The following is a 23,180-nucleotide window of genomic DNA, read 5'->3' as shown; positions in this document are numbered from 1 at the left end:
GAGAGTAGAGTGTGTAGCTACACCCGAAAATGCTTCGATAGTTTGAGGCCCTGCGCCTGGTAGTTGGAACCGATGCGCTGGCCGTACATCGCGTCGGGGCGGGCCAGCATCTTCTCATAGACGAGGCGGCCGACGATCTGGCCGTGCTCGAGGATGAACGGCACCTCGCGCGAGCGCACCTCCAGCACGGCGCGGGCGCCTTGGCCGCCGGCGCCGGCATAGCCGAAGCCGGGATCGAAGAAGCCGGCATAGTGCACGCGGAATTCGCCGACCAAGGGATCGAACGGCACCATCTCCGCGGCGTAATCGGGCGGCACCTGCACCGCCTCCTTGGAGGCGAGGATGTAGAACTCGCCGGGATCGAGGATCAGGCTGCCGTCGGGACGCGCCGAGATCGGCTCCCAGAAATCTTCCACCGCGTAGCCGGCGCGGCGATCGACGTCGACGACGCCGGTGTGGCGCTTGGCACGGTAGCCGACGAAGCCATTGGCCTTCTCGCCGGAGAGATCGACCGAGACGGCGACGCCGCCGGAGAGATCGGCATCGTCGATGTCGACGAGGCGCTCAGTGGCATGCAGGCCGTCGAGCTCGTCGGCATTGAGGATGGCGTCACCGGTGCGGAAGCGCACCTGCGACAGGCGCGAGCCTTCGCGCACAAGCACCGGAAACGTCTTCGGGCTGATCTCGGCATAGAGCGGGCCGTGATAGCCAGCGCCGATCATGTCGAAGCGGCGGGTGCCGTCGGCGATGACGCGGGTGAAGACGTCGAGCCGGCCGGTCGAGCTCTTGGGGTTCGCGGCCGCAACGATCTCCGGCGGCAGCGCCAGGCTCTCCAGCAGCGGCACGATGTAGACGCAGTTGGTCTCCAGCACCGCACCGTCGGCGAGGCTGAACTCATGCAGCTTCAATTCGTCGATGCGCTCGGCGACGGTGGCGCCGGGTCCCGGCAGGAAGCTGGCACGGACGCGATAGGCGATGTCGCCGAGGCGCAGATCGAGGCTCGCCGGCTGGATCTGGCTCTCGACGAAATCGTATGCGGGCAGGATGAGGCCCGCTTCCGCCATCGCCGCGATCATGCGGTCGGGCAGGATACCATTGGCGTCGGCGGCAACCGTAAAGCTCAACCGGGGGTCCTCATCAAGGGGCAAACGCATCCGGACATGCCGGAAATACTAGCCTTTTACGGCTATCCGATGGACGCCTTGACGGAAAGGGCATTGCGGAATATGAGCATCACTTATCCCGTGGTGATTTGAGCCGGCCGGCTTGCAGCCACGTTAAATAAGTCGCTAAACAGGCCGGGGACCTCTGTGATCCCGGCCCGTGGAGATATCCAGGCCGGTTTTTTTGTGGCCGTTTTCAACGAGACGGTCATGTCGGAGGGTCCTATGTCGAAGTCGCCTGCCACCTACCGCCCCGAAACCCGCCTGGTCCATTCCGGCACCCTGCGCTCGCAATATGGCGAGACGTCGGAGGCGCTGTTTTTGACGCAAGGCTACGTCTACAACAGCGCCGAGGAGTGCGAGGCGCGGTTCAAGGGCGAGGACCCCGGCTTCATCTATTCGCGCTACTCCAACCCGACCATCGCGATGTTCGAGCGCCGCATGATCGAGCTCGAGGGCGCCGAAGCCGCCCGCTCGGCGGCCACCGGCATGGCCGCGGTGACCACCGCGATCCTGGCGCCGCTGAAGGCCGGCGATCACGTGGTCGCTTCCCGCGCGCTGTTCGGCTCGTGTCTTTACGTCATTCAGGATCTGCTGCCGCGCTATGGCATCGAGACCACGCTGGTCGACGGAGCCAATCTCGATGAATGGCAACGCGCGGTGAAGCCGAACACCAAGACGTTCTTCCTGGAGAGCCCGACCAACCCGACGTTAGATGTGCTCGACATTCCCGGTATTGCCGAGATCGCGCACAAGGGCGGCGCGCGGCTCGTCGTCGACAACGTGTTCGCGACGCCGATCTGGCAGAGCCCGCTGGCGCTCGGTGCCGACGTCGTCGTCTATTCCGCGACCAAGCACATCGACGGCCAGGGCCGTTGTCTCGGCGGCATCATCCTGTCGTCGGAAGCCTTCATCGCCGAGCACATCCACAATTTCATGCGCCAGACCGGCCCGTCGATCTCACCGTTCAACGCGTGGGTCCTGCTCAAGGGCCTGGAGACGCTGGGCGTGCGCGTGCGCGCGCAGACCGACACGGCGGCGCGGATCGCCGAGGTGCTGGCGAGCCATCCGAAGATCTCGCGGCTGGTCTATCCCGGCCGCGCCGATCATCCGCAGCCGGCGCTGGTGAAAAAGCAGATGCGCGGCGGCTCGACGCTGGTCGGCTTCGAGGTCAAGGGCGGCAAGGCCGCGGCGTTCCGCGTGCTCAACGAGCTGAAGCTTGCGAAGATCTCGAACAATCTCGGCGATGCCAAGAGCCTCGTCACGCATCCGGCGACCACGACGCATCAGCGCCTGAAGCCGGAAGACCGCGCCGCGCTCGGCATCAGCGAGGGATTCATCCGCTTCTCGGCCGGGCTCGAGCATGCGGATGATCTGATCGAGGATCTGACGGCGGCGCTGGAGAAGGCGTGACCGGCGAGTCAAGGGCTCGGTCTCGTAGGGTGGGCAAAGCGAAGCGTGCCCACCATTCACAATCTCGATGCCGATGGATGGTGGGCACGGCGCTTCACGCCTTTGCCCACCCTACGGCAGCGGAGTTACATCGGCCGATACGTCCGCACGTCCGCGGGCACGTTCACGCCGATCTTGATCTGGCCGACCGAGCGGATGATGTCGTCGCCGAGCAGCTGGGCGAAGCAGGCATAGCCCCAATCGTTCATGTGCAGGCCGTCGGAGATCACGAAGCTCTCGACGGGGATCGACTGCTTCTCGTGCCAGTCGCGCATCACCTCGAAGCGCGGGAAGATGCCGACGTGACGGAGCTCGGCGACCTTGCCGAGCAGCTTCACCATCTTGCCGGCGCTCTCGGCGCGCTGGTTCACGGCCGGCGAATATTGCGGATCGACCAGCACGATGTCGGCGCCGCCGGCGGCCTGGATGCGGCTGATGCCGTCCTCGACCATCTTGGCGGTGTCGCCGGGATCGAGATTGCGCAGCACGGCGTTGGTGCCGACCTGCCAGATCACCAGATCCGGATGCACGTCGATCACCTCCTTCTGGAGGCGCTTCATCATCTCGGGCGCGTCCTCGCCGCCGACGCCGGCATTGACGACGGTGATGTCGGCGGTCGGATATTGCCGGCGCAGCTGCGCGGCGAGACGGTTCGGATAATTGAACTCCGGCGAGCTCGCGCCAAATCCCGCGGTCGACGACGAGCCGAACGCGACGATGAGGACGGGCTGGCCGGCAACGAGCTTGCTTGCGACATGCGGCAGCGAGCCCATCGCCTTCGAAGCGCCCTTGGGCGGCAGACAGGGCACGCGGCTGAAGATGTCGCCGGCGGATTTCGCGACCTGCTTCACCTTGTCGATGGCGCGCGAGGTGATGCCACGCTGCTCGTGTGACGTCACGGCGACCGTGGTCTGGGCAGGCGATGCGGGAGCGGAATTAGCCGATTGTGCGGGCGCGGGCGTCGCCTGCGCGGCTTGCGCCTGCGCGCGCGACTGCGAGGCCGGGATCAGCAACAGCAGCGCTGCCGCTGCGGGCGCAGCCAGCGATGCCGTCAGGCAAAAAGGGCGGAAGGTACTCATTAACGCTAGTCCTCAATTCTGCTGCTGGGCCGGCCCTAAATGGGCAGCGTCGACCACGAACTGTGCCAACGCCCGGCCCAGGCAATCATGGACCTGTTTCGCCAGCTCGGGCCCACGGGACGGACTGAACAGGTCGAACTGACCCTGATCATTCCACTGCCGCATGATCGCGAAACGATCGAACAGCGGGACATCATGCTCCTGTGCCACCACCCGCATGTTATCGAGATATGGCGGCACCGAGATCATGGTTTCGGTTCGCGGGCTGTACTGTAAATTCATCAAGACGACGTCAGCCCCTGCATTTTGCAGCGCGGCAACCCCTGAGGTCACAGCGCCGCGGAAATCGTCGGGATCAATGGCTCGGATAGCATCCACGGTCCCGGTCTGCCAGATGACCAAAGTAGGCCTTTTTGCTTCCATCAGCTTAACGAAGGTTCCGGCCGCCTCCTCGGCTGTCCTCTTGCTCTGTATTTCTACGGAGACGTGCACGACCTCCGACGGCGGCAGCTTGTCCTTCAAAATGGCCTGCATACGCGCCGGATAGGAGGCATCCTCGGAGGCCGGAATCGTGGTCGAACGGCTGCCGATGACCAGGATTTCAAGGGGTTTGCCGGATTTGACGGCCTCGGCGACCCTGGGAAGCTGGCTCTCGCTGGTGAGCAGATAGGACGGCAATTCGCAGGCTGCGGGCGCGGCAGGAGCGGCAGCAGGCGCAGCATCGTCGCCCGCGCGCGCCTGGGGCGCGGCGAGGCTACCGCATAGCAGGATCAGGCTCAGGAGAACCTTCGCCTTCATCAGCCCCCTCCCGCCAGATCGGCGTTGCCGACGGCGTTTTTGGTTTTCGCACCGCTCTTGTCAGCCACGCGCTTGTACCACGAAATCACCGAGGCCACGCCCCACATGATCAGGATTCCGCAGAGACTAATCAGCGCATGCATGACGGCGCCGCCGGAGACTTCGGCCAGGATGAAATGGCCGGCAAAGGCGAGGAAGACGCCGAGGCAGAAGATCTCGAGGGAGTGCTGGCCGCACAGGATCAGCGGGCGCAGCCAGGGCGATTTCAGGCCCGGCCACTCCCGCGGCAGGAAGCGCACCGTGAGCGCGGCCAGCGCCAGGAAATGGGTGAAGCGGAGCACATCGAGATCGGTCTTGTCGATCGGGTACATCCACTGCTCGAGCCGCTTCGGCATCAGATGCGACAGCTGCGGCACATACCAGGTCAGCGTCACGTAGAACGCCGCGACGATATAGGCGACCGCGATCCACATCGTCACCGGTGAGGCCAGGATACGCGACATGCGCCGCGCACCTCCGAGCGCGCACCATGCACCGAACACGAACAGCAATTGCCAGGCGAGCGGATTGAACGCCCAGAAGCCGTTCGGATAGGCGGAGAAGTAGAGATCGAATTCCCAGGTCACCGCATAGAGCACGGCCGAGAGCGCGAGCGTGACGTCGGGCTTCCACTTCATCGACCACAGGATCAGCGGCAACGCCAGCATCAGCACGATGTACAGCGGCAGCACGTCCATGTTGACGGGACGGAAGCGCAGCAGCAGCGCCTGCACGATGGTGATGTCGGGCTGCTTGAGGAAATCCATGATCCCCATCTCTTCGGTGTAGAGCGGGTTCTCGAAGCTGGTCGCCACATAGGAGATCTCGGCGAGGAAGATCGTGAACAGGAAGACGTGGGCGACGTAGATCTGCCAGACGCGCCGCAGGATGCGCGCGGTGGCGATGACGACGCCGCTCTCCAGCATCGCCCGGCCGTAGACGAAGGCAGCCGTGTAGCCGGAGATGAAGATGAATATCTCGGTGGCGTCGCTGAAGCCGTAATTGCGGATCGTGAACCAGGTGAGAAGGCTCGGCGGCAGATGGTCGATGAAGATCAGCCACAGCGCAAGGCCGCGGAACAGGTCGAGCCGGAGCTCGCGCTCGCCGATGGCGGGCAGCGAGATGGCCGGCGCGGCCGCGCGCGGTTTCGCGGTTCCCGCGATCGATCCCGTCACTTGGTCGGCAATGGTCATCGGGGCCTAGAAACCCTTGCGCAAGTCGCGACGCATGAAGGAGTTTACAGGTCCGGCCACTGTCTCGCAAAGCGCGCCGGATCACATTTGGGGGTCTACTTCCTCGCGAATTCTGGCGGGACGATGTCGTGAAAACCGCCTCGGGCGTTTGGTTCCGGAGCCGGATTTCGTTATGATGGCGGTCATGTACCGCGCCGTGACCCGCCAGATCGAAGTGACCGTCGAGCCGAACTTTGTTCCGGAGCAGTCGTCGGCCGACCGCTCGCGCTTTTTCTGGTCCTACACCATCGTCATCACCAATTCCGGCGAGGAGACCGTGCAGCTCAAGACGCGGCACTGGATCATCACCGACGCCTCCGGCCGCCAGCAGGAGGTGAAGGGCGAGGGCGTCGTCGGCGAGCAGCCGATCCTCGCCCCCGGCGAGCGCTTCGAATACACCTCAGGCGTCCCGCTCTCGACCGCCTCCGGCTTCATGACGGGCCGCTACCAGATGGTCAGCGAAAGCGGCGAGCGTTTCGAGATCGAGGTGCCGACATTCTCGCTGGACAGCCCGGACAGCAAGCGGGTGTTGAACTAGCGCAGGCGCGCCTCGGTGCCGTAGGGCGGGCAAAGCGAAGCGTGCCCACAATATCGCGATTGCGGAGGCGTGGTGGGCACGGCGCTCTGCGCCTTTGCCCACCCTACGGCACCGGGCACTTGGCCGGCAGTACGCTTACGCGTCCTCGACGCCCGCCTCATCCGGCGTGAACTGATACACCGAGCTGCAGAACTCGCAGGTCACGACGACCTTGTCGTCCTTGACCATCGCTGCGCGATCGTCGGGCGAAAAGCTCTTCAGCATGGACGCGACCGCATCGCGCGAGCAGGAGCATTGCGCCTTGAGAGACAAGGGCTTGAACACGCGCACGCCGCGCTCGTGGAAGAGGCGATAGAGCAGCCGCTCGCCGGACAGCTCCGGATCGATCAGCTCGACATCCTCGACGGTCTCTATCAGCGAGCGTGCCTCGACCCAGGCGTCGTCCTCGGCAACGCTGTGCACCACGGCGCCTTCGGGAGCATCGCCGGGATGCAAATCCGCCTGCCGCGCGCGCTCGGGCGCTTTCGGCAGAAACTGCATCAGCATGCCGCCGGCGCGCCAGCGGTGCTTACCGCCGTCGCTACTGCGCCACTCCTCGCCGACAGCAAGGCGCACCTTGGTCGGGATCTGCTCGGAGCGCAGGAAATATTCGTGAGCGGCGTCTTCCAAACCACCGCCGTCGAGCGCGACCAGGCCCTGGTAGCGGCTCATGTCGGGGCCCTGGTCGATGGTCATGGCGAGATGACCGCGGCCGAGCAGCGTCCCGGAATCCTTGGCGTCACCGAGCCGCGCGGCATCGAAGCGCGCATAGGCGCGCAGGCGATCCGGCGCCTGGTAGTCCACCACCAGGAACGACACCGGACCGTCGGTCTGGGCCTGGAGGATGAAGCGGCCCTCGAATTTCAGCGCCGAGCCGAGCAGCGTCGTCAGCACGATGGCCTCGCCGAGCAGCTTGCCGACCGGCGCCGGATAATCGTGCTTGGTCAGGATCTCGTCGAGCGCGGGCCCAAGCCGCACCAGGCGACCGCGCACGTCAAGCGCGTCGACCTCGTAGGGCAGCACGGCGTCATCGATCGGAACCGCTGATGGCGCGCGAACCGGGCCTTCAGGCCCGGTTTTCATGTCAGGGGATTGGAAAACCATGGCGCTTTATCTGGGGTCGGAGGTGGTGAAATGGAAGGGTCGCGAGGCGGTGTGTTCCGGATGCAGTTATGATCGCACACGATAACGCAAATTCGATGTCGTCCCGGGGCGCGCGAAGCGTTGACACGGGACCTCATGGCCACGGGATTGCGTCATAGCCCGCGTAGCCCGGATGGAGCGCAGCGTAATCCGGGCCCACTCCGTCTGCTGACGCAAACCCGGATTTCGCGGAGCCTGTCATCGGGCGGCGCTTCGCGCCGACCCGTTGGCTCCATCCTGGCTACAGGTGAGATTACTTCACCGCGTCGAAGCACCAGGCCAGAATGCCCTTCTGCGCATGCAGACGATTTTCTGCCTCGTCGAACACGACCGATTGCGGGCCGTCGATCACTTCGTCCGTGACCTCCTCGCCGCGATGGGCCGGCAGGCAGTGCATGAACAGCGCGTCGGGCTTGGCCAGCGACATCAGCTTGGCATTGACCTGGTAGGGCTTGAGCACGTTGTGACGGTGCTCGCCTTCCTTGTCGCCCATCGACACCCAGGTGTCGGTGACGACGCAGTCGGCGCCCTTCACGGCGGCCTCGGGATCGGTGCCGAGCACGATCGGCGCGTTCGTCGCCTTGATCCAGTCGCGCATCACCTTCTTCGGCGCGAGCTCCGGGGGCGTTGCGACATTGAGCTTGAACTTGAAGCGCTCGGCGGCGTGGGCCCAGGAGGCCAGCACGTTGTTGTCGTCGCCGGTCCAGGCCACCGTCCGGCCCTCGATCGGGCCGCGATGCTCCTCATAGGTCATGAGGTCGGCCATCACCTGGCAGGGATGCGAACGCCGCGTCAGGCCGTTGATGACGGGCACGGTCGCGTGTTGCGCAAGCTCCAGCAGCGCCTCGTGGTTGAGGATGCGGATCATGATGGCGTCGACATAGCGCGACAGCACGCGCGCGGTGTCGGCGATGGTCTCGCCGCGGCCGAGTTGCATCTCGGCGCCGGTGAGCATGATGGGCTCGCCGCCGAGCTGGCGCATGGCGACGTCGAACGACACGCGGGTGCGGGTCGAGGGACGCTCGAAGATCATCGCCAGCGTCTTGCCTTCGAGCGGCTTCACCGGCTGGTGGGCCTTCTGCTTCGCCTTCATCGCGGAGGATGCGGCGAGCATCCGCTTGAGCTCCGTCAGCGGCAGCTCGTTGATGTCGAGGAAATGCTTGGGTGAACTGGTCATCAGCTTGCCGCCCGCTTGTTGCCGGCAAGCGCCGTGCAGGCGCGCTCGAGCCGCGCGACGCCATCCTCGATCTCGGCTTCGGTGACGACGAGAGGCGGCAGGAAACGCACGACATTGTCGCCGGCGCCGACGGTGAGCAATTTTTCGTTGCGCAGCGCCGCGACGAGATCGGCGGAGGGCACCACGGCCTTGATGCCGATCAGGAGGCCCTCGCCGCGCACTTCGCTGACGACATCGGGATGACGATCGATCACGGAGGCGAGCTTCTGCTTGAGCAGCAGCGACATCTTCTGCACGTGATCGAAGAAGCCGGGCTTGAGCATGACGTCGAGAACGGCGTTCGCAGCCGAGATCGCGAGCGGATTGCCGCCGAAGGTCGAGCCGTGCGAGCCAGGGCCCATGCCGGCCGCCGCCTCCGCGGTCGCGAGGATCGCGCCGATCGGGAAGCCGCCGCCGAGCGCTTTGGCCAGCGACATCACGTCAGGCGTCACGCCGGTGCGCCGGTGAGCGAAGAGATCGCCGGTACGGCCCATGCCGGTCTGCACCTCGTCGAACGCGAGCAGCAGGCCCTTGTCGTCGCAGAGCTGGCGCAACGCCTTGAGGAAGGCGGGCGGCGACGAACGCACGCCGCCCTCGCCCTGGATCGGCTCGATCAGGATGCCGGCGGTCTGCGGGCCGATCGCCTTCTTCACGGCCTCGATGTCGCCATGCGGCACCTGGTCGAAACCGTCCATCGGCGGACCAAAACCTTCGAGATATTTTGCAGCCCCCGTCGCAGCCAGCGTTGCCAGCGTGCGGCCGTGGAAGGCGCCTTCGAAGGTGATGATGCGGTAGCGCTCGGGATGCCCCTTGGAGAAATGATGATGGCGGACCAGCTTGATCACGCCCTCCAGCGCTTCGGCGCCGGAATTGCAGAAGAAAACGAAGTCCGCAAAGCTCTCGCTGCACAGGCGCGCGGCGAGCTTCTCGCCGTCCGGGCTCTGGAACAGGTTCGACATATGCCACAGCTTCGTCGCTTGCTCTTGCAACGCCTTGACGAGCGCGGGATGGGCGTGGCCGAGCGCGTTCACCGCGACGCCCGAGGTGAAATCGAGATAGCGCTCGCCATTGGTCGCGATCAGCCAGCAGCCTTCGCCGCGCTCGAAACCGAGGTCGGCCCTGGCGAAAACGGGAAGCAAATGCGGCGCGGCGCTGTTGGTCATGACGATCACTTGGATGTTGCGGACGGCCTGAATGCGTTGCGCAACGCACCATTGACCGGCCCGGAAAACGAAACGTGCCGCCTTTTAAGGGCGGCACGTGCGACTATCTTATGCCTGGTGAGACGGGTGTCAATGCCGCCCGGAAAGCCCCGGGAAACGCTGAATCCGTAGTCTTGCGGTGCCGATTTTGCGGGATTTTCACCACGGAACATGTGGAAGCGAGTCGGCGGACTCTTGCGCGCGAGTCACGCCATATTGTAGCGTTTGGACTGTCAGATACGACATCTCGTGCAGCAGTTCTGATCCCAAGAGTCCTCATGTACCGGCGTAAACGTTCGGGCGCACCTCGCGTGCCCGGCGAGCCTTAAGGGATTCTGGCGGCACGGGTTTTTCAAGGCTTAGGCATTCGCTGTGAGGCCCCAGGATGGCTGGCCGGCAGCGAGGGAAAGGGTGCAATGACGGTTTTGACCTGGTCCGATGATCGCGTCGAGCAGCTGAAAAAGCTCTGGGAGGCCGGACTTTCGGCCAGCCAGATCGCGGCCGAGCTCGGCAATGTGACCCGCAATGCCGTGATCGGCAAAGTGCACAGGCTCGGCCTGTCCGGCCGCGCCAAGAGCCCCTCATCGGCAGCGCCCCGGCCGCGCAAGGCCCGCCCCGCGCAGCACATGATGCGCGTGAGCCGTCCGATCTCGCGCGGCAATACCGCACTGGCGCAGGCCTTCGAGGTCGAGGTGGAGGCCGAGCCGGTCACCTACGACAACGTGGTGCCGATGAGCCAGCGGCTGTCGCTGCTGGAGCTGAACGAGGCGACCTGCCACTGGCCGGTCGGCGATCCCTCGAGCCCGGATTTCTTCTTCTGCGGCGGCAAGGCGCTCTCCGGCCTGCCCTATTGCGCGCAGCACTCGCGCGTCGCCTACCAGCCGGCGGCGGATCGCCGCCGTGCGCCGGCAAAGCCCGGCACGCGCTGAACACTGCTTCAAACGACATCGTCCCGGCACGCGGCCGGGACGACCCGAGACATATAAAAAGCGCGCCACTTGGCGCGCTTTTATTTTGCACGCTTGCAATCGTACTTACGTCTGCTCCGCCTTCGCGAAGCGGTCGTCGAGCGCGTAGCCGGCACCGCGGACGGTGCGGATCGGGTCCTGCTCGCGGCCAAGATTGAGCAGCTTGCGCAGACGGCCGATATGCACGTCGACGGTGCGTTCGTCGATGTAGATGTCGCGGCCCCAGACGCTGTCCAGCAGCTGCTCGCGCGAGAACACGCGGCCGGGATGCTCGAGGAAGAACTCCAGCAGGCGATATTCGGTCGGGCCGAGATCGATCGGCCGGCCCGAGCGCGCGACGCGGCGCTTGTCGCGGTCGAGCTCGATGTCGCCATAGGCGAGCACGGTGGCGAGCCGCTCCGGGCTTGCGCGACGCAGGAGGCCCTTCACGCGCGCCAGCAGCTCCGGCACCGAGAACGGCTTGACGATGTAATCGTCGGCGCCGGTCGCAAGACCCCGCACCCGCTCGCTCTCCTCGCCGCGCGCGGTGAGCATGATGATTGGGAGCTGCTTGGTCTCCGGGCGGGTGCGCAGCCGCCGGCACAGCTCGATGCCGGAGAGGCCCGGCAGCATCCAGTCGAGCACGATCAGGTCGGGGATGTGCTCCTTGAGACGGGTGTCGGCGTCGTCGCCGCGCATCACCGTCTCGACGTCATAGCCGTCGCCTTCGAGGTTGTAGCGAAGCAGCTCGGTGAGAGCTTCCTCGTCTTCAACCACCATAATGCGTGCGCCCATGGTGTCGTCGCTCCTTGACTCTTCAGCTATTCGGGACCGTCGTGGCAAAGGTCGTCATGTCACCCTTCGGCCGCTTGTCGGTGATCGCCTGGCCCTCGATCATGTAGAACACGGTCTCGGCGATGTTGGTGGCATGGTCACCGATGCGCTCGATGTTCTTGGCGCAGAACATCAGATGGATGCAGAACGAGATGTTGCGCGGATCCTCCATCATGTAGGTGAGGAGCTCGCGGAACAGCGAGGTGCAGATGGCGTCGACTTCCTCGTCGCCCTTCCACACCGCCATCGCCGCCGGCAGGTCGTGCGCGGCGTAGGCGTCCAGCACCGACTTGACCTGCTGCTGCACGAGGTCGGTCATGTGCTCGAGGCCGCGGAACAGCTTCAGCGGATGGAAGTCGGTCTCCAGCGCCGCGACGCGCTTGCCCATGTTCTTGGCGAGGTCGCCGATGCGCTCGAGATCGGTCGCGACGCGCATGGCGCCGACGATCTCGCGCAGGTCCACCGCCATCGGCTGGCGCCGGGCGATGGTGAGAACGGCACGCTCCTCGATCTTCTTCTGGAGTGCGTCGATGTCGGCGTCGGTGGTGACGACGCGCTGGCCGAGAGCGACGTCACGGCGGATCAGCGCGTCGACGGAATCGACGATCATGCGCTCGGCAATGCCGCCCATCTCGGCGACCAGGCGGGTGAGCTCCTGGAGGTCGGTGTCGAAGGCCTTTGCGGTATGTTCAGAACCCATATCCCGTCTCCTCAGCCGAACCGGCCGGTGATGTAATCCTGCGTGCGCCGATCGCTCGGCGACGTGAAGATCTTGCTGGTGTCGTCGAACTCGATCAGCTCCCCGAGATACATGAAGGCGGTCTTGTCGGAGACGCGGGCCGCCTGCTGCATGTTGTGGGTGACGATCGCGATCGTGTAGTTCTCGGAGAGCTCCTGGATCAGCTCCTCGACCTTGGCGGTCGAGATCGGGTCGAGCGCCGAGCAGGGCTCGTCGAACAGGATCACCTCGGGCCGCACCGCAACGGTGCGGGCGATGCAGAGGCGCTGCTGCTGGCCGCCGGAGAGCGACAGGCCGGACGCGTTGAGCTTGTCCTTGACCTCGTTCCAGAGCGCGCCGCCGCGCAGCGCCTTCTCCACGCGGTCGTCCATCTCGGATTTCGAGATCTTCTCATAGAGACGGATGCCGAACGCGATGTTCTCGTAGATCGTCATCGGGAACGGCGTCGGCTTCTGGAACACCATGCCGACGCGGGCGCGCAGCAGGTTGAGGTCCAGCTTGGGGTCGAGGATGTTGGTCTGGTCGAGCATCAGCTGACCGGTGACGCGCTGGCCCGGATAGAGGTCGTACATCCGGTTGAAGATGCGCAGCAGGGTCGACTTGCCGCAGCCCGACGGGCCGATGAACGCCGTGACGCGGTTGGTGCCGAGCGTCAGGTTGATGTTCTTCAGCGCGTGGTGCTCGCCGTAATAGAAGTTGAGGTTGCGCACCGTCACCTTGGCCGGAGCTTCGGGCAGCGGCTGCGAGCCGTGCTGAACGGGCGTACTGACGGTAACTGACATATCGCTCATTTTGCGGTCCTCTCGGCGCTCAGGATGCGCGCGCCAATGTTCAGGGCAAGCACGGTCAACGTGATCAGCAGGGCGCCGCTCCAGGCGAGTTGCTTCCAGTAGGCATAGGGGCTCTGCACGAAGTTGTTGATGGTCACGGGCAGGTTGGCCATCGTCTTGTTCAGGCTCAGGCTGAAGAACTGGTTCGACAGCGCGGTGAAGAGCAGCGGCGCGGTCTCGCCGGCGACGCGGGCGGTGGCCAGCATCACGCCGGTGATGAGGCCCGAGCGCGCGGCGCGATAGGCGATGCGCTTGATCACCAGCGAGCGCGGCAGGCCGAGCGCGGAGGCCGCCTCGCGCAATGCGTTCGGCACCAGGAGCAGCATGTCCTCGGTCGTGCGCAGCACCACCGGGATGACGATCACCGCGAGCGCGAGGCAGCCGGCGATCGCCGAGAAGCCGCGCATCGGCACCACCACCGCGCCGTAGATGAACAGGCCGATGATGATCGAGGGCGCCGACAGCAGGATGTCGTTGATGAAACGGATCACCGAGGTCAGCTTGTCGTTGCGGCCGTACTCGGCGAGATAGGTGCCGGCGAACAGGCCGAGCGGCGCGCCGATGCCGACGCCGAGCACCGTCATGATCACCGAGCCGACGATGGCGTTGAGCAGGCCGCCCTCGGTCGAGCCGGGCGGCGGGGTGTTTTCGGTGAAGACCTGGAAGTTGAGCCCGCTCAGGCCGTTGTAGAACAGCGTCAGCAGGATCAGCGCGAGCCAGGTGACGCCGAAGGCGGCGGCCGCAATGCAGAGCGCGCGGATGACGATGTCCATGCGGCGGCGGCGTGCGTAAATCGGGTTCATGTTACTTTCCCGCCTTCTTTTCGAGACGCAGCAGCATCAAGCGCGCGGCCGCGAGCACGAAGAACGTCAGCACGAACAGCAGCAGGCCGAGCAGGATCAGGCCGGACTGGTGCAGGCCGTCGCTTTCGGCGAACTCGGATGCGATCGCCGCCGAGATCGTGGTGCCCGGGGCGAAGATCAACGAGGAGATGCGGAACGAGTTGCCGATGATGAAGGTCACCGCCATGGTCTCGCCGAGCGCGCGGCCGAGCGCCAGCATGACGCCGCCGATGACGCCGACGCGGGTGTAGGGGATCACGACGCTGCGGACGACCTCCCAGGTGGTGCAGCCGACGCCGTAGGCGGCTTCCTTCAACACCGGCGGCACCGTCTTGAACACGTCGACCGAGATCGAGGTGATGAAGGGGAGCACCATGATGGCGAGGATCAGCGAGGCGTTGAACAGGCTGAGATAGGACGGGGGACCCGCGAAGATCGCGCCGAGCACTGGGATGCCGTCGAAGATCTTGATCATGAACGGCTGGAAGGTGTTGGCCAGGAACGGGCCCAGCACGAAGAAGCCCCACATGCCGTAGATGATCGAGGGGATGCCGGCGAGCAACTCGATCGCCATGCCGATCGGGCGGCGCGCCCATTGCGGGCAGAGCTCGGTGAGGAAGATGGCGATGCCGAGTCCGACCGGAATGGCGATCAGCATCGCGATGAACGAGGTGACGAGCGTGCCGTAGATCGGGCCGAGCGCGCCGAGCACGGGCGGATCTGCCGACGGCGCCCAGCGCTGCGTCCACAGGAACGAGAGGCCGTATTCCTTCATCGCCGGGAAGGCACCGACGATCAGCGAAACGATGATGCCGCCGAGGATCAGCAGCACGGAGATCGCGCTGAGGCGCGTGATCCAGTAGAAGGTGAGGTCACCGAGCTTGAACGCGCTCAACGCCTTGGCGCGATCATACGGTCCGGCGGCATCAACTACATTGCTCTCGACAGCCATCTCTGCCACGCCGATCCCCTGCACTGACTATACGTTTTTTTAGGTCTATACGTCTTTTTAGATCACCATCTCGTGCCCCGGATGGTTCGCCATTGCGACGCCAGCCCGGAGAACGATCGTTCGCGAGAGCTCCGGACCGGCGGCGCGGCTTTCGAAGCCGCGCCGCCGTCCGGAACAGGAGAGCTTAGCTCTTGATGTCAGCCGACCAGGTCTTCTCGATCAGCTTCACGACGCTCTCGGGCATCGGGATGTAGTCGAGCTCCTCGGCCGCCTTGGCGCCGTTCTTGAACGCCCAGGTGAAGAACTTGATGGCTTCCTTCGACGCTGCCTTATCAGCCGGCTCCTTGTGCATCAGGATGAAGGTCGCCGCGGTGATCGGCCAGGACTTGTCGCCGGGCTGGTCGGTCAGGATGACGTAGTAGCCGGGAGCCTTGGCCCAGTCGGCGTTCGAAGCGGCCGCCTGGAAGGCTTCGACGGTCGGCTGAACCGTCTTGCCGGACTTGTTGACGAGGCCGGTGTAGGTCAGCTTGTTCTGCTTGGCATAGGCGTACTCGACATAGCCGATCGAGTTCTTGGTCTGGCTGATGTTGCCCGACACACCTTCGTTGCCCTTGGCGCCGACGCCGACCGGCCACTCGACCGCGGTGCCCTCACCGACCTTGCTCTTCCAGTCCGCGCTGGCCTTGGAGAGATAGTTGGTGAAGTTGAAGGTGGTGCCCGAGCCGTCCGAGCGGCGGACCACGGTGATCGCGTCCGACGGCAGCTTCACGTTCGGATTGAGCTTCTTGATCGCGGCGTCGTCCCACTTGGTGATCTTGCCGAGATAGATGCTGGCGAGGGTCTCGCCGTCGAACACCAGCTCGCCGGCCTTGACGCCCTCGATGTTGACGACGGGGACGATTGCGCCCATCACCATCGGCCACTGCACGAGGCCGTCCTTCTCGAGCTGCTCGGCCTTGAGCGGCGCATCGCTGGCGCCGAAGGTCACGGTCTTGGCCTGGATCTGCTTGATGCCGCCGCCGGAGCCGATCGACTGATAGTTCAGACCGTTGCCGGTCTCCTTCTTGTAGGCGTCAGCCCATTTCGAATAAATCGGGAACGGGAAGGTCGCGCCGGCGCCCGTGATATCGGCAGCGAACGCCGCCGTCGTCGTTGCGGCGACCAAGCCAGCAGCGACGATAGTTTTGATGAAATTCATGCTGGTCTCCATACAGGGGAGCGAAGCGCCATCCGCGCCCGATCGCGCTCCCCGCGCCGCCCCTTTAGGAGCGGTCGGCTGTGCTTTTACGAAGGTTTAGTGACAGTTGGATGACACAACCAAGCGATTGAAATCGCTTTAGTTTCAGCTCTGTGCCAGGGACTTCACCTGGGGAAAACAGGCGGTGAAAGTGGCACCCTGTCGGGGCACGCTTTCGATCAAAAGCCGGCCGCGATGACGGTTAAGAATATGTTTCACCAGCGATAATCCGAGCCCGGTCCCGCCCTGCGAGCGGCTGTCGCCGACGTCAACCCGGTAGAACCGCTCGGTCAGGCGCGGCAGGTGCTCGGGCGCGATGCCGGGGCCGAAATCGCGCACCATGACCCGGATTTCCTGAGTTCCATCAGTGGCTGCCGGAACGGTCAGCGACACGATGACACGTCCGCCCGAGGCGCCGTATTTGAGCGCGTTCTCGATCAAATTCTCGAACAGGCGCAGCAGCTCCTCGCGGTCGCCCGCGATCATCACCGGGGTCTCCGGCAGATGGGTCTCGACTTCAACCTGGCGTTCCCGCGCCAGCGGCTCCAGTCCGTCGGCGACCTGGAAGATGATCGGCAGCAGATCGACCAGGGTGTCCGGCCGCACATGGGCCGACAATTCGACCCGCGACAGCGAGAGCAAATCGTCGATCAGGCGCGCCATGCGGGTGGCCTGGTTATGCATGATGCCGAGAAAGCGCTCGCGCGCCTTGGGATCGTCCTTGGCCTGGCCCTGGAGCGTGTCGATGAAGCCGGACAGCGCGGCCAGCGGCGTGCGCAGCTCGTGGCTGGCATTGGCGACGAAGTCGGCGCGCATCTCCTCGACCCGGCGCAGCGGCGTCTGGTCGTGGAAGGTCATCAGCATGCACTTGTCGGCGCCGCCGAAGGTCGTCGGAACCGGCACCGGGGTGATGATCAGTTCCATCCAGCGGTCGACCGGGACGTGGTCGAGATAGGTGGCGCGCCGCGGCTCGGTGGTCGCGATCGACTCGCGCAGCGCGGTGATGATCTCCGGCGAGCGCAGCGCGAACTGGGCGAGCTCGTTCTTGCGCAGCGCCGGCGCGAGCTGGGCGGCGGCGGCATTGAGATGGATGACGCGGCCGGCGCGGTCGAGCAGCACCGCCGGATCCGGCATGCCGGCGACCACCGCGGCCACCGCCGCGCTTTCGACCGGGTTGACGCGGCGGGTGTCGTCGCGCGAGGCGGCATTGTCGTGCAGCCGCCAGGGGATCAGCGCCGCGGCCGCGATGCAGAGGAACACTGTCGCGGCGCGCATCACCGACAATTCGCCGAGCGACACCACCACCGACAGCGCCAGCGCCGCGGCGATCAGGATGACGGTGGAATGGCGCAGCCGGTCGGACCAGGGCTGCGCGGAGGGAGACGATGGTGCGTCGATCGCCATCGGGGCGGGCTTCTCCTAAAGCATGATCCGGAAAAGTGCGAAGCGGGTTTCCGGAAAGATCATGCGTAAACAACAACCTAAAGCGCGATGACGATTCATCCAAATCTCATCGCGCTTTAGAGGCTCGGCGCCGGTCAGGCGCCGCTGTCGCTGCGCTCTCTCACATAGGCGGCTTCATGCGCCGGGCCGGGGTCGAGCTTGAGCGCCGCCTGCTGCAAACGCTTCGATCGTGCGCCGATTATAACTTCGCGAAACGTCAGCAAGATTACAGATATGACGAAGGGGGACAGATAATAGAGGACGCGGAACAGGAGCATGCCGCCGAGGAGTTCCTCGCGGTCCATCTGCCAGAGGCCGACCAGCATGGCGGCATCGAACACGCCGAGGCCGCCGGGCGAGTGGCTGGCGAAGCCGAGCAGAGTCGCCGAGACGAAGATCACGGCGACCACGACGAAGCCGAGATTGGGCTCGTCCGGGACCAGCACGTACATCGCGAGCGCGCAGAAGCCGAGATCGACAATGCCGATCGCGATCTGGAGCAGCGTCAGCGGGCCGCCCGGCAACACCACGGTCCAGGGTCCGCGGCCGACCACCCGCGGCTGGGTCCAGACCCAGACCACATAGGCGACGAGGGCCGCGATGATCATCATCGCCAGCGCCCGGTTCAGCCAGGGCGGGAGCTGGTCGATCGAGGCGGCAGCCTCCGGGTGATAGGAGATGCCGAGGCCGAGCACGGCGGCATTGCCGAGCCAGAAGGTCAGGCCGGCGAGGAAGCAGATTTTGGCGACGTCGATCGCATTCAGGCCGTAGGCCGAATAAATGCGATAGCGCACCGCACCGCCGGTGAAGACGCTGGCGCCGACATTGTGCCCGATCGAGTAGCTGGTGAAGGCGGCCAGCGCGTTGACGCGATAGGGCACGTGGGAATGACCGATCGCGCGCACGGCGAACAGATCGTAGAAGGTCAGGGTGAAATAGCCCGCGGCGACAAACAGCGCCGCCATCGCGATCTGGCTCGGCTCGGTGCTCTTGATCGCCTCGAGGACCTCGTTGAAGTCGATGCCGCGCAGCATGTGGTAGAGCACATAGCAAGCGATGCCGATGACCGCGACGCTGATCACAACTCCAAGTTTGTGCAGGATTTGCTTCTGGCGCAGAAACGACGTCGCCCTGCGTATGGCTTCCAGCATCTAGACCTCGAACAACGCTTCAGCGGCCGGGGTGGCCGGCGAACAGGCGGACGACGCACTGGCACTCAACGAACCTTCGCCGCCGGCTCCGGCATCGCATATGCCCCCCGCCCCTCCACTAGCGCGTTTTGGGGCCGAGTGGAATTCAGCAATTCGAACAAAAACTCGTGCCTTCAATGTTTTAGGCAGGTTGCGGACTCCGGATGCACGGTTTGGCGCTTTCGGCGGCAAGGCTCGAGGCGAATCTCTATTGCAATCCTGCGCAAGCGCCATGAAGTTTTGATGATTTCAGCCGCACAATGTTCCGTCGTGGCTTAAGCCGAAATCAATCTATGGGGCGCGCCTGCCGGTTGAAAGAGGGGTGAAGGGCCGCGTCGTACACGGATTTTCCGGCGCGCCGATAGGCTGCAGGGATTGCCCGCGTGCACCGCAGCGCAACACTCTGATCCCGGGATCAACGGTACGCCACAACGGAGGTCTGCTCCCTCCCCCGCTTGCGGGAGAGGGTTTGGGAGAGGGTTCACCCGACGCCTCGCCATACCAAGGCTGTGCGCCGGGGCCTCTTGGAGCGGCCGCCGAAGACGGCCTGCGCCTCTCAAGCCGCGAGTTGCGGACGCATCGCCTCGATGCCGGCGATCCAGCCGGCAACGGAGCGGCCGATCGCCTCGGGGTGATCTTCCTGGAGAAAATGCAATCCCGCGCCCAGCTGGACCAGCGCGCAGTGCTTCAGCGCGGCCGCGAACCGCTCGGCGAATTCGGGCGCAACGAGCGCGCCAGGCTGAGCTGCGAACAGCAGCTTTGGATAGGATGATGCGGCCAGCGCCGCATGCGCGGATTGGAGCGTCGCGTAGACATCGGCAGGCTCGCCTGCGATCGGCAGCTCGCGCGGGAGGGCGAGAATGGGACGGCGGCTTTCCGGCGTCGGGAACGGCGCGCGATAGGGTACCATTTCGTCCTCGCCCAGCTTGCGCACGATGCCGCCGGGCAGCACGCGCTCGACGAACGCATTCGCCTCGAGGATCATGGCCTCGCCCTCACCCGGCGTCCTGAACTTGCGAAAGGCGGCCCGCGCCGCCTCCGCATGATCCTGCTCCTCCGGAGCATCGGTGTGATGGAAATCCTGCCAGGTCGGCATCGGCCGGATGAACTCCATGAAGGCAAGTCCGCGCACGAGCTCCGGTCGGCGCGCGGCGAGATGAAATGCGAGCGCGGTGCCCCAGTCCTGCGCGACGAGATAGGCCGAGGAGATGCCGAGCTCGTCGATCAAGGCGTCGAGATAGCGGACCTGATCGAAGAAGCGGTAGGCGATGTCGGGCTTGCCGGACTGGCCGAAGCCGATGAGGTCTGGCGCGATGCAATGCGCGACCGGCGACACCAGCGGCAGGATGTTTCGCCAGATGTGCGACGAGGTCGGATTGCCGTGCAGGAACAGCGCGACTGGGGCGCCTTCCGCGCCCGCCTCGCGATAGGCCATGTTGCTTCCCAGGACGGACGCTGTGCGGATCTCGATCTGCTTGGTCATGTCAGCTCCTTGAACACGGTCTGGAATGCGATGGCCTTGAATCGCTCGAGCGCTTTGGGATTGCGGTCGACCTTCATGCGCAGGATCGCGCCCTGCCAGGATGCGAGCAGGAAATCGGCAAGCTCCTCGGGCTCGAAATCCGAGGCGATCTCGCCGCTGGTCTGGGCGTCCCTGATGCAGGCCGCGAACGGCACGCGCCATTCGGCAAAGATCTCGGCAAGGCGCGCACGCAGCAGCTCGCTGCTGCCGGTTGCCTCCAGGCTGAGGTCGCCGATCAGGCAGCCGCGGCCGTAGCCGTCGGCCTCCAAGCGGCCGCTGATGATGTCGAGATAGCGCTTCAGCCGCGCGCGCGGCGTCAGCGAGGTGTCCTCGAGCGCTTCGGCGACCAATCCTCGGGTGACGCCGAAATAGCGGTCGAGCACCTCGGAGGTGAACGCCTCCTTGGAGCGGAAATGGTTGGTGAACGACCCCTGCGGCGCGCCCGCCGCAGCGGTGACGTCGCGCACGCTGGTGCCGTGATAACCAGTCCGGAACATGACCTTGAGGCCGGCGTCGAGGATGGCGTCTTTGAGCGAGGGCTTCGGCATAAACCAAATAATACGTACGTACGTATTGATGTCAAGCATCGCGTTGCTCCTCAGCAATCTGCTTATCGATCAAGCCCTTATCGCAATGTCGGATCTAAGGATGAGCCGCACCTGGCGCTCCGATGGAGGTGCGTTCCCTCCCCCCTTGCGGGGGAGGGCTAGGGAGAGGGGTGGCCCAGAAACAGGTGCCGATCATTGCATCGACTGTGGGTGCACCACGGAGAGAGTCCCCGTGCGGTACCCCTCTCCCCGACCCTCCCCCGCAAGGGGGGAGGGAGCGAGAGAGCGATGGCCACCTCACTCAAATTTTCCGATGCGTCGCGATGGCAACGGTCGGCCGCTAACCGAGCCCTAGGCCTCAAGCCACAGGCTGGCTCCGCGACACCACGCGGTCGCGCAGCAAGGCGCCGATGGTGCAGCCGACGAGATAGCAGGCGAACATGATCAGGCCGAGGTCGAGCCAGTAGCCGAAGCGGCCGGGGACGACATGCGCGAACGAGACCGCGACGAGGCCCGCGACGAACACGGCGAGCCAGCGCGCGGTCACTTTCGAAGTGCCGTTGCCGCGCTGGACCACCGAGATCCAGCCCATGCAGAAGCCGAGCAACAACGAGCCGATCAGCCAACCCATGTGGAATGAGACGAGATAGGGCATCGTCACCTCACCAGAAATTCGATGCGGCGGTTCTGCGCCTTGCCGTCGTCGGTGTCGTTGCCGGCAAGGGGCTGCGTGGCGCCATAGCCGACCGCGGTGAAGCGGGAGGCGGGCAGGCCGGCCTTGACCAGATAGTCGATCACCGCCTGCGCGCGCTTCTCCGAGAGAGCCTGGTTGAAGGAATCCTCGCCGTCGGCATCGGTGTGCCCGGCGACCTCGATATTGGTGGTGGGGCAGCGTAGCGCGGTCTCGATCAGGTGATCGAGAATGCCGGCGGAATCCGGATCGATGTCGGCGCGCTTGGTCGCGAAGCGGATCTTGCCCTTGTTCAGGAGCTCGGCGAACAATTGCTGGCAGACGGTGCCGTCGACCGGGCCCGCGGCCGGCTTCACCGTGATCTCGGGCTTGTACTGCCAGTTCTTCGGAAAGTCCTTGCCGAGCCCTGCGCGGATGTCGTTGGCGGCGCCCTCATAGAGCGCATCGCCCGACAGCTTCACCTCGCGATCGGAGACGACGAGCGTGCCGGTCGACAGCCGCGACAGCGCGCCGAGCGCCGCGACCACCGCGGGGTTGAACGAGCCGGGCGCGCCGACGCTGGCCTTGAGATTGTCGACAACCTTCTCGCCGAAGAATTTGCGCGATGCGCTGGTCGCGATCGCCGCATGCACGTTGTTGTCGGGCACGTAGCCGGTCAGCGTCACGGTCGCGGCGACCGGGTCCTTGTAGGCCTGGAAGATGTAAGGCGGCGCCTTGATGTCGTTCGTGGCGACCGAGAAGCCCTCGGGCAGGTTCTTCAGCGCGGCGGCGATCGCTTCGCGGCCGCCGAGCTCGCGCGCCATGCCGGACAGGCTGACCTTGGTGTCGGAGATCGTGATCTTGCCGTCCTTGAGCTTGCCGATCTGGTCGAGCAGCAGCATCGCGGCCGCCTCGAACCGCGGCGGCGCCCCGCGCGCCAGGCCCATCTGATCGGCGACCTCGCCCCCGTTGACCTCCTTGCGGGCGGCCTCGGTCAGCCGCTGCTTCATCGACGGCAACGGCGCGGAGCCCGACAGCGTCACCCGCACCACGTCGCGTTCGGCATTCCAGACGAAAGGCTTGGCTTCGGGCACAAGGCGGGTGAGGTCGTCGACCAGACGCACGCCGGGAACCACCTCGACCGCCATCACGGCGTCGCGGCGCCCTTCCTCGGAAAAGGCCTCCGCAGCCAGGCTGACGTCGCGTCCGTCCACCGTGATCCGGGTCTTGTCCAGGACGGTGTCCTTGAGCGCCGCCGTGCTGCGGGCGGAGAGGTCCGCCTCGACCGGCAAGGTATTATTCCAGGCCGCAAATCCCCACATGACGGCCAAGGGGATTAGCCCCGGCCACCATTTGCTGGCCCACCTGAAAAGCTTCTGCATTCGACGACCCGAACTCTGGAACCGGAGACAAAACAAACCCTTGGCGGGCTGTCAAACCGGAAATGGCGTCCTTCCGAAGGCCTTGCCTGGACAATTGGAATAACTTTTTCTTCAAGGGTCCCACCCTAAGTTGAGGGCGGAAT

At 65.0% G+C, this 23,180-nt stretch carries 22 protein-coding genes and 1 riboswitch; of the genes, 3 read left to right on the top strand and 19 right to left on the bottom strand.

All coding sequences use genetic code 11. The annotated features are described in order from the left end of the window. Window positions 1-17 precede the first annotated feature (17 nt). The gene (locus tag QA642_RS03415) at window positions 18-1,124 is read right to left on the bottom strand and encodes a 2'-deoxycytidine 5'-triphosphate deaminase (protein ID WP_283083388.1); all 1,107 of its coding nucleotides are present in this window, start codon (window positions 1,122-1,124) and stop codon (window positions 18-20) included. A gap of 110 nt (window positions 1,125-1,234) precedes the next feature. Continuing rightward, window positions 1,235-1,314: riboswitch (SAM riboswitch) on the top strand. A gap of 74 nt (window positions 1,315-1,388) precedes the next feature. Between QA642_RS03415 and QA642_RS03410 the strand changes: the two genes are divergently transcribed. Beyond that, window positions 1,389-2,576: an O-succinylhomoserine sulfhydrylase gene (locus QA642_RS03410; RefSeq protein ID WP_283087146.1), complete on the top strand. Its 1,188-nt coding sequence runs from the start codon at window positions 1,389-1,391 to the stop codon at window positions 2,574-2,576. 125 nt (window positions 2,577-2,701) lie between these two features. Here the strand turns inward: QA642_RS03410 and QA642_RS03405 are convergent, their stop codons facing one another. Genes QA642_RS03405 through QA642_RS03395 form a run of 3 tightly spaced genes read right to left on the bottom strand, consistent with a single transcriptional unit; the run spans window position 2,702 to window position 5,724 of the window. Then, window positions 2,702-3,694, bottom strand: a complete 993-nt coding sequence (locus QA642_RS03405; RefSeq protein ID WP_283083387.1) for an SGNH/GDSL hydrolase family protein — start codon at window positions 3,692-3,694, stop codon at window positions 2,702-2,704. 12 nt (window positions 3,695-3,706) lie between these two features. Then, window positions 3,707-4,492, bottom strand: a complete 786-nt coding sequence (locus tag QA642_RS03400; RefSeq protein ID WP_283083386.1) for an SGNH/GDSL hydrolase family protein — start codon at window positions 4,490-4,492, stop codon at window positions 3,707-3,709. Next, on the bottom strand, window positions 4,492-5,724 hold the full coding sequence (locus QA642_RS03395; protein ID WP_283083385.1) for an OpgC domain-containing protein: 1,233 nt from the start codon (window positions 5,722-5,724) through the stop codon (window positions 4,492-4,494). The genes QA642_RS03400 and QA642_RS03395 overlap by 1 nt, the downstream gene beginning before the upstream one ends. A gap of 184 nt (window positions 5,725-5,908) precedes the next feature. Here QA642_RS03395 and apaG point away from each other — a divergent pair, with 184 nt between their 5' ends. Beyond that, window positions 5,909-6,301 carry a Co2+/Mg2+ efflux protein ApaG gene (apaG, locus tag QA642_RS03390; protein ID WP_027564816.1) on the top strand — a complete coding sequence of 131 codons (393 nt, stop codon included), beginning with the start codon at window positions 5,909-5,911 and terminating at the stop codon, window positions 6,299-6,301. Window positions 6,302-6,436: 135 nt separating this feature from the next. Here the strand turns inward: apaG and QA642_RS03385 are convergent, their stop codons facing one another. From QA642_RS03385 to QA642_RS03375, 3 genes are all read right to left on the bottom strand, one after another. Continuing rightward, window positions 6,437-7,444 (bottom strand): Hsp33 family molecular chaperone, encoded by a 1,008-nt coding sequence (locus QA642_RS03385; protein WP_283083384.1) that lies wholly within the window; start codon window positions 7,442-7,444, stop codon window positions 6,437-6,439. Window positions 7,445-7,736: 292 nt separating this feature from the next. Next, window positions 7,737-8,660 carry an ornithine carbamoyltransferase gene (argF, locus tag QA642_RS03380; protein ID WP_283083383.1) on the bottom strand — a complete coding sequence of 308 codons (924 nt, stop codon included), beginning with the start codon at window positions 8,658-8,660 and terminating at the stop codon, window positions 7,737-7,739. After that, window positions 8,660-9,862 (bottom strand): aspartate aminotransferase family protein, encoded by a 1,203-nt coding sequence (locus QA642_RS03375; RefSeq protein WP_283083382.1) that lies wholly within the window; start codon window positions 9,860-9,862, stop codon window positions 8,660-8,662. The genes argF and QA642_RS03375 overlap by 1 nt, the downstream gene beginning before the upstream one ends. A gap of 455 nt (window positions 9,863-10,317) precedes the next feature. On the opposite strand from QA642_RS03375, the gene QA642_RS03370 reads away from it, so the two are divergent. Beyond that, on the top strand, window positions 10,318-10,830 hold the full coding sequence (locus tag QA642_RS03370; protein WP_027564820.1) for a GcrA family cell cycle regulator: 513 nt from the start codon (window positions 10,318-10,320) through the stop codon (window positions 10,828-10,830). A 105-nt stretch (window positions 10,831-10,935) separates the two neighbouring features. Here QA642_RS03370 and phoB read toward each other — a convergent pair whose 3' ends face one another. From phoB to QA642_RS03310, 12 genes are all read right to left on the bottom strand, one after another. After that, window positions 10,936-11,643 carry a phosphate regulon transcriptional regulator PhoB gene (phoB, locus tag QA642_RS03365; protein WP_008143479.1) on the bottom strand — a complete coding sequence of 236 codons (708 nt, stop codon included), beginning with the start codon at window positions 11,641-11,643 and terminating at the stop codon, window positions 10,936-10,938. A 22-nt stretch (window positions 11,644-11,665) separates the two neighbouring features. Then, on the bottom strand, window positions 11,666-12,382 hold the full coding sequence (gene phoU / locus QA642_RS03360) for a phosphate signaling complex protein PhoU (protein WP_283083381.1): 717 nt from the start codon (window positions 12,380-12,382) through the stop codon (window positions 11,666-11,668). 11 nt (window positions 12,383-12,393) lie between these two features. Next, window positions 12,394-13,212, bottom strand: coding sequence for a phosphate ABC transporter ATP-binding protein PstB (gene pstB / locus QA642_RS03355; RefSeq protein WP_027564822.1), 819 nt, complete (start codon window positions 13,210-13,212; stop codon window positions 12,394-12,396). Then, window positions 13,209-14,054 (bottom strand): phosphate ABC transporter permease PstA, encoded by an 846-nt coding sequence (gene pstA, locus QA642_RS03350; protein ID WP_283083380.1) that lies wholly within the window; start codon window positions 14,052-14,054, stop codon window positions 13,209-13,211. The genes pstB and pstA overlap by 4 nt, the downstream gene beginning before the upstream one ends. A 1-nt stretch (window position 14,055) precedes the next feature. Continuing rightward, window positions 14,056-15,045, bottom strand: coding sequence for a phosphate ABC transporter permease subunit PstC (gene pstC / locus QA642_RS03345; RefSeq protein ID WP_283087145.1), 990 nt, complete (start codon window positions 15,043-15,045; stop codon window positions 14,056-14,058). A gap of 184 nt (window positions 15,046-15,229) precedes the next feature. Beyond that, window positions 15,230-16,243, bottom strand: coding sequence for a phosphate ABC transporter substrate-binding protein PstS (gene pstS / locus QA642_RS03340; protein ID WP_283083379.1), 1,014 nt, complete (start codon window positions 16,241-16,243; stop codon window positions 15,230-15,232). Window positions 16,244-16,387: 144 nt separating this feature from the next. Next, entirely contained in the window at window positions 16,388-17,686 is a 1,299-nt protein-coding gene (locus tag QA642_RS03335) for an ATP-binding protein (RefSeq protein WP_283083378.1), read from the bottom strand. 134 nt (window positions 17,687-17,820) lie between these two features. After that, window positions 17,821-18,876, bottom strand: coding sequence for a lysylphosphatidylglycerol synthase domain-containing protein (locus tag QA642_RS03330; RefSeq protein ID WP_283083377.1), 1,056 nt, complete (start codon window positions 18,874-18,876; stop codon window positions 17,821-17,823). Between the two features lie 595 nt (window positions 18,877-19,471). Beyond that, the gene (locus QA642_RS03325; RefSeq protein ID WP_283083376.1) at window positions 19,472-20,398 is read right to left on the bottom strand and encodes a haloalkane dehalogenase; all 927 of its coding nucleotides are present in this window, start codon (window positions 20,396-20,398) and stop codon (window positions 19,472-19,474) included. After that, window positions 20,395-20,985: a TetR/AcrR family transcriptional regulator gene (locus QA642_RS03320; protein WP_283087144.1), complete on the bottom strand. Its 591-nt coding sequence runs from the start codon at window positions 20,983-20,985 to the stop codon at window positions 20,395-20,397. The genes QA642_RS03325 and QA642_RS03320 overlap by 4 nt, the downstream gene beginning before the upstream one ends. A 358-nt stretch (window positions 20,986-21,343) precedes the next feature. Continuing rightward, on the bottom strand, window positions 21,344-21,640 hold the full coding sequence (locus tag QA642_RS03315; RefSeq protein WP_283083375.1) for a hypothetical protein: 297 nt from the start codon (window positions 21,638-21,640) through the stop codon (window positions 21,344-21,346). 2 nt (window positions 21,641-21,642) lie between these two features. Then, window positions 21,643-23,037 carry an OmpA family protein gene (locus QA642_RS03310; RefSeq protein WP_283083374.1) on the bottom strand — a complete coding sequence of 465 codons (1,395 nt, stop codon included), beginning with the start codon at window positions 23,035-23,037 and terminating at the stop codon, window positions 21,643-21,645. Window positions 23,038-23,180 lie beyond the last annotated feature (143 nt).

The sequence above is a fragment of the Bradyrhizobium sp. CB2312 genome, from assembly GCF_029714425.1.
Lineage (GTDB): Bacteria > Pseudomonadota > Alphaproteobacteria > Rhizobiales > Xanthobacteraceae > Bradyrhizobium.
The sequence above is the reverse complement of the archived record's forward strand: the minus strand, read 5'-3'. Positions and strand labels throughout refer to the sequence as shown.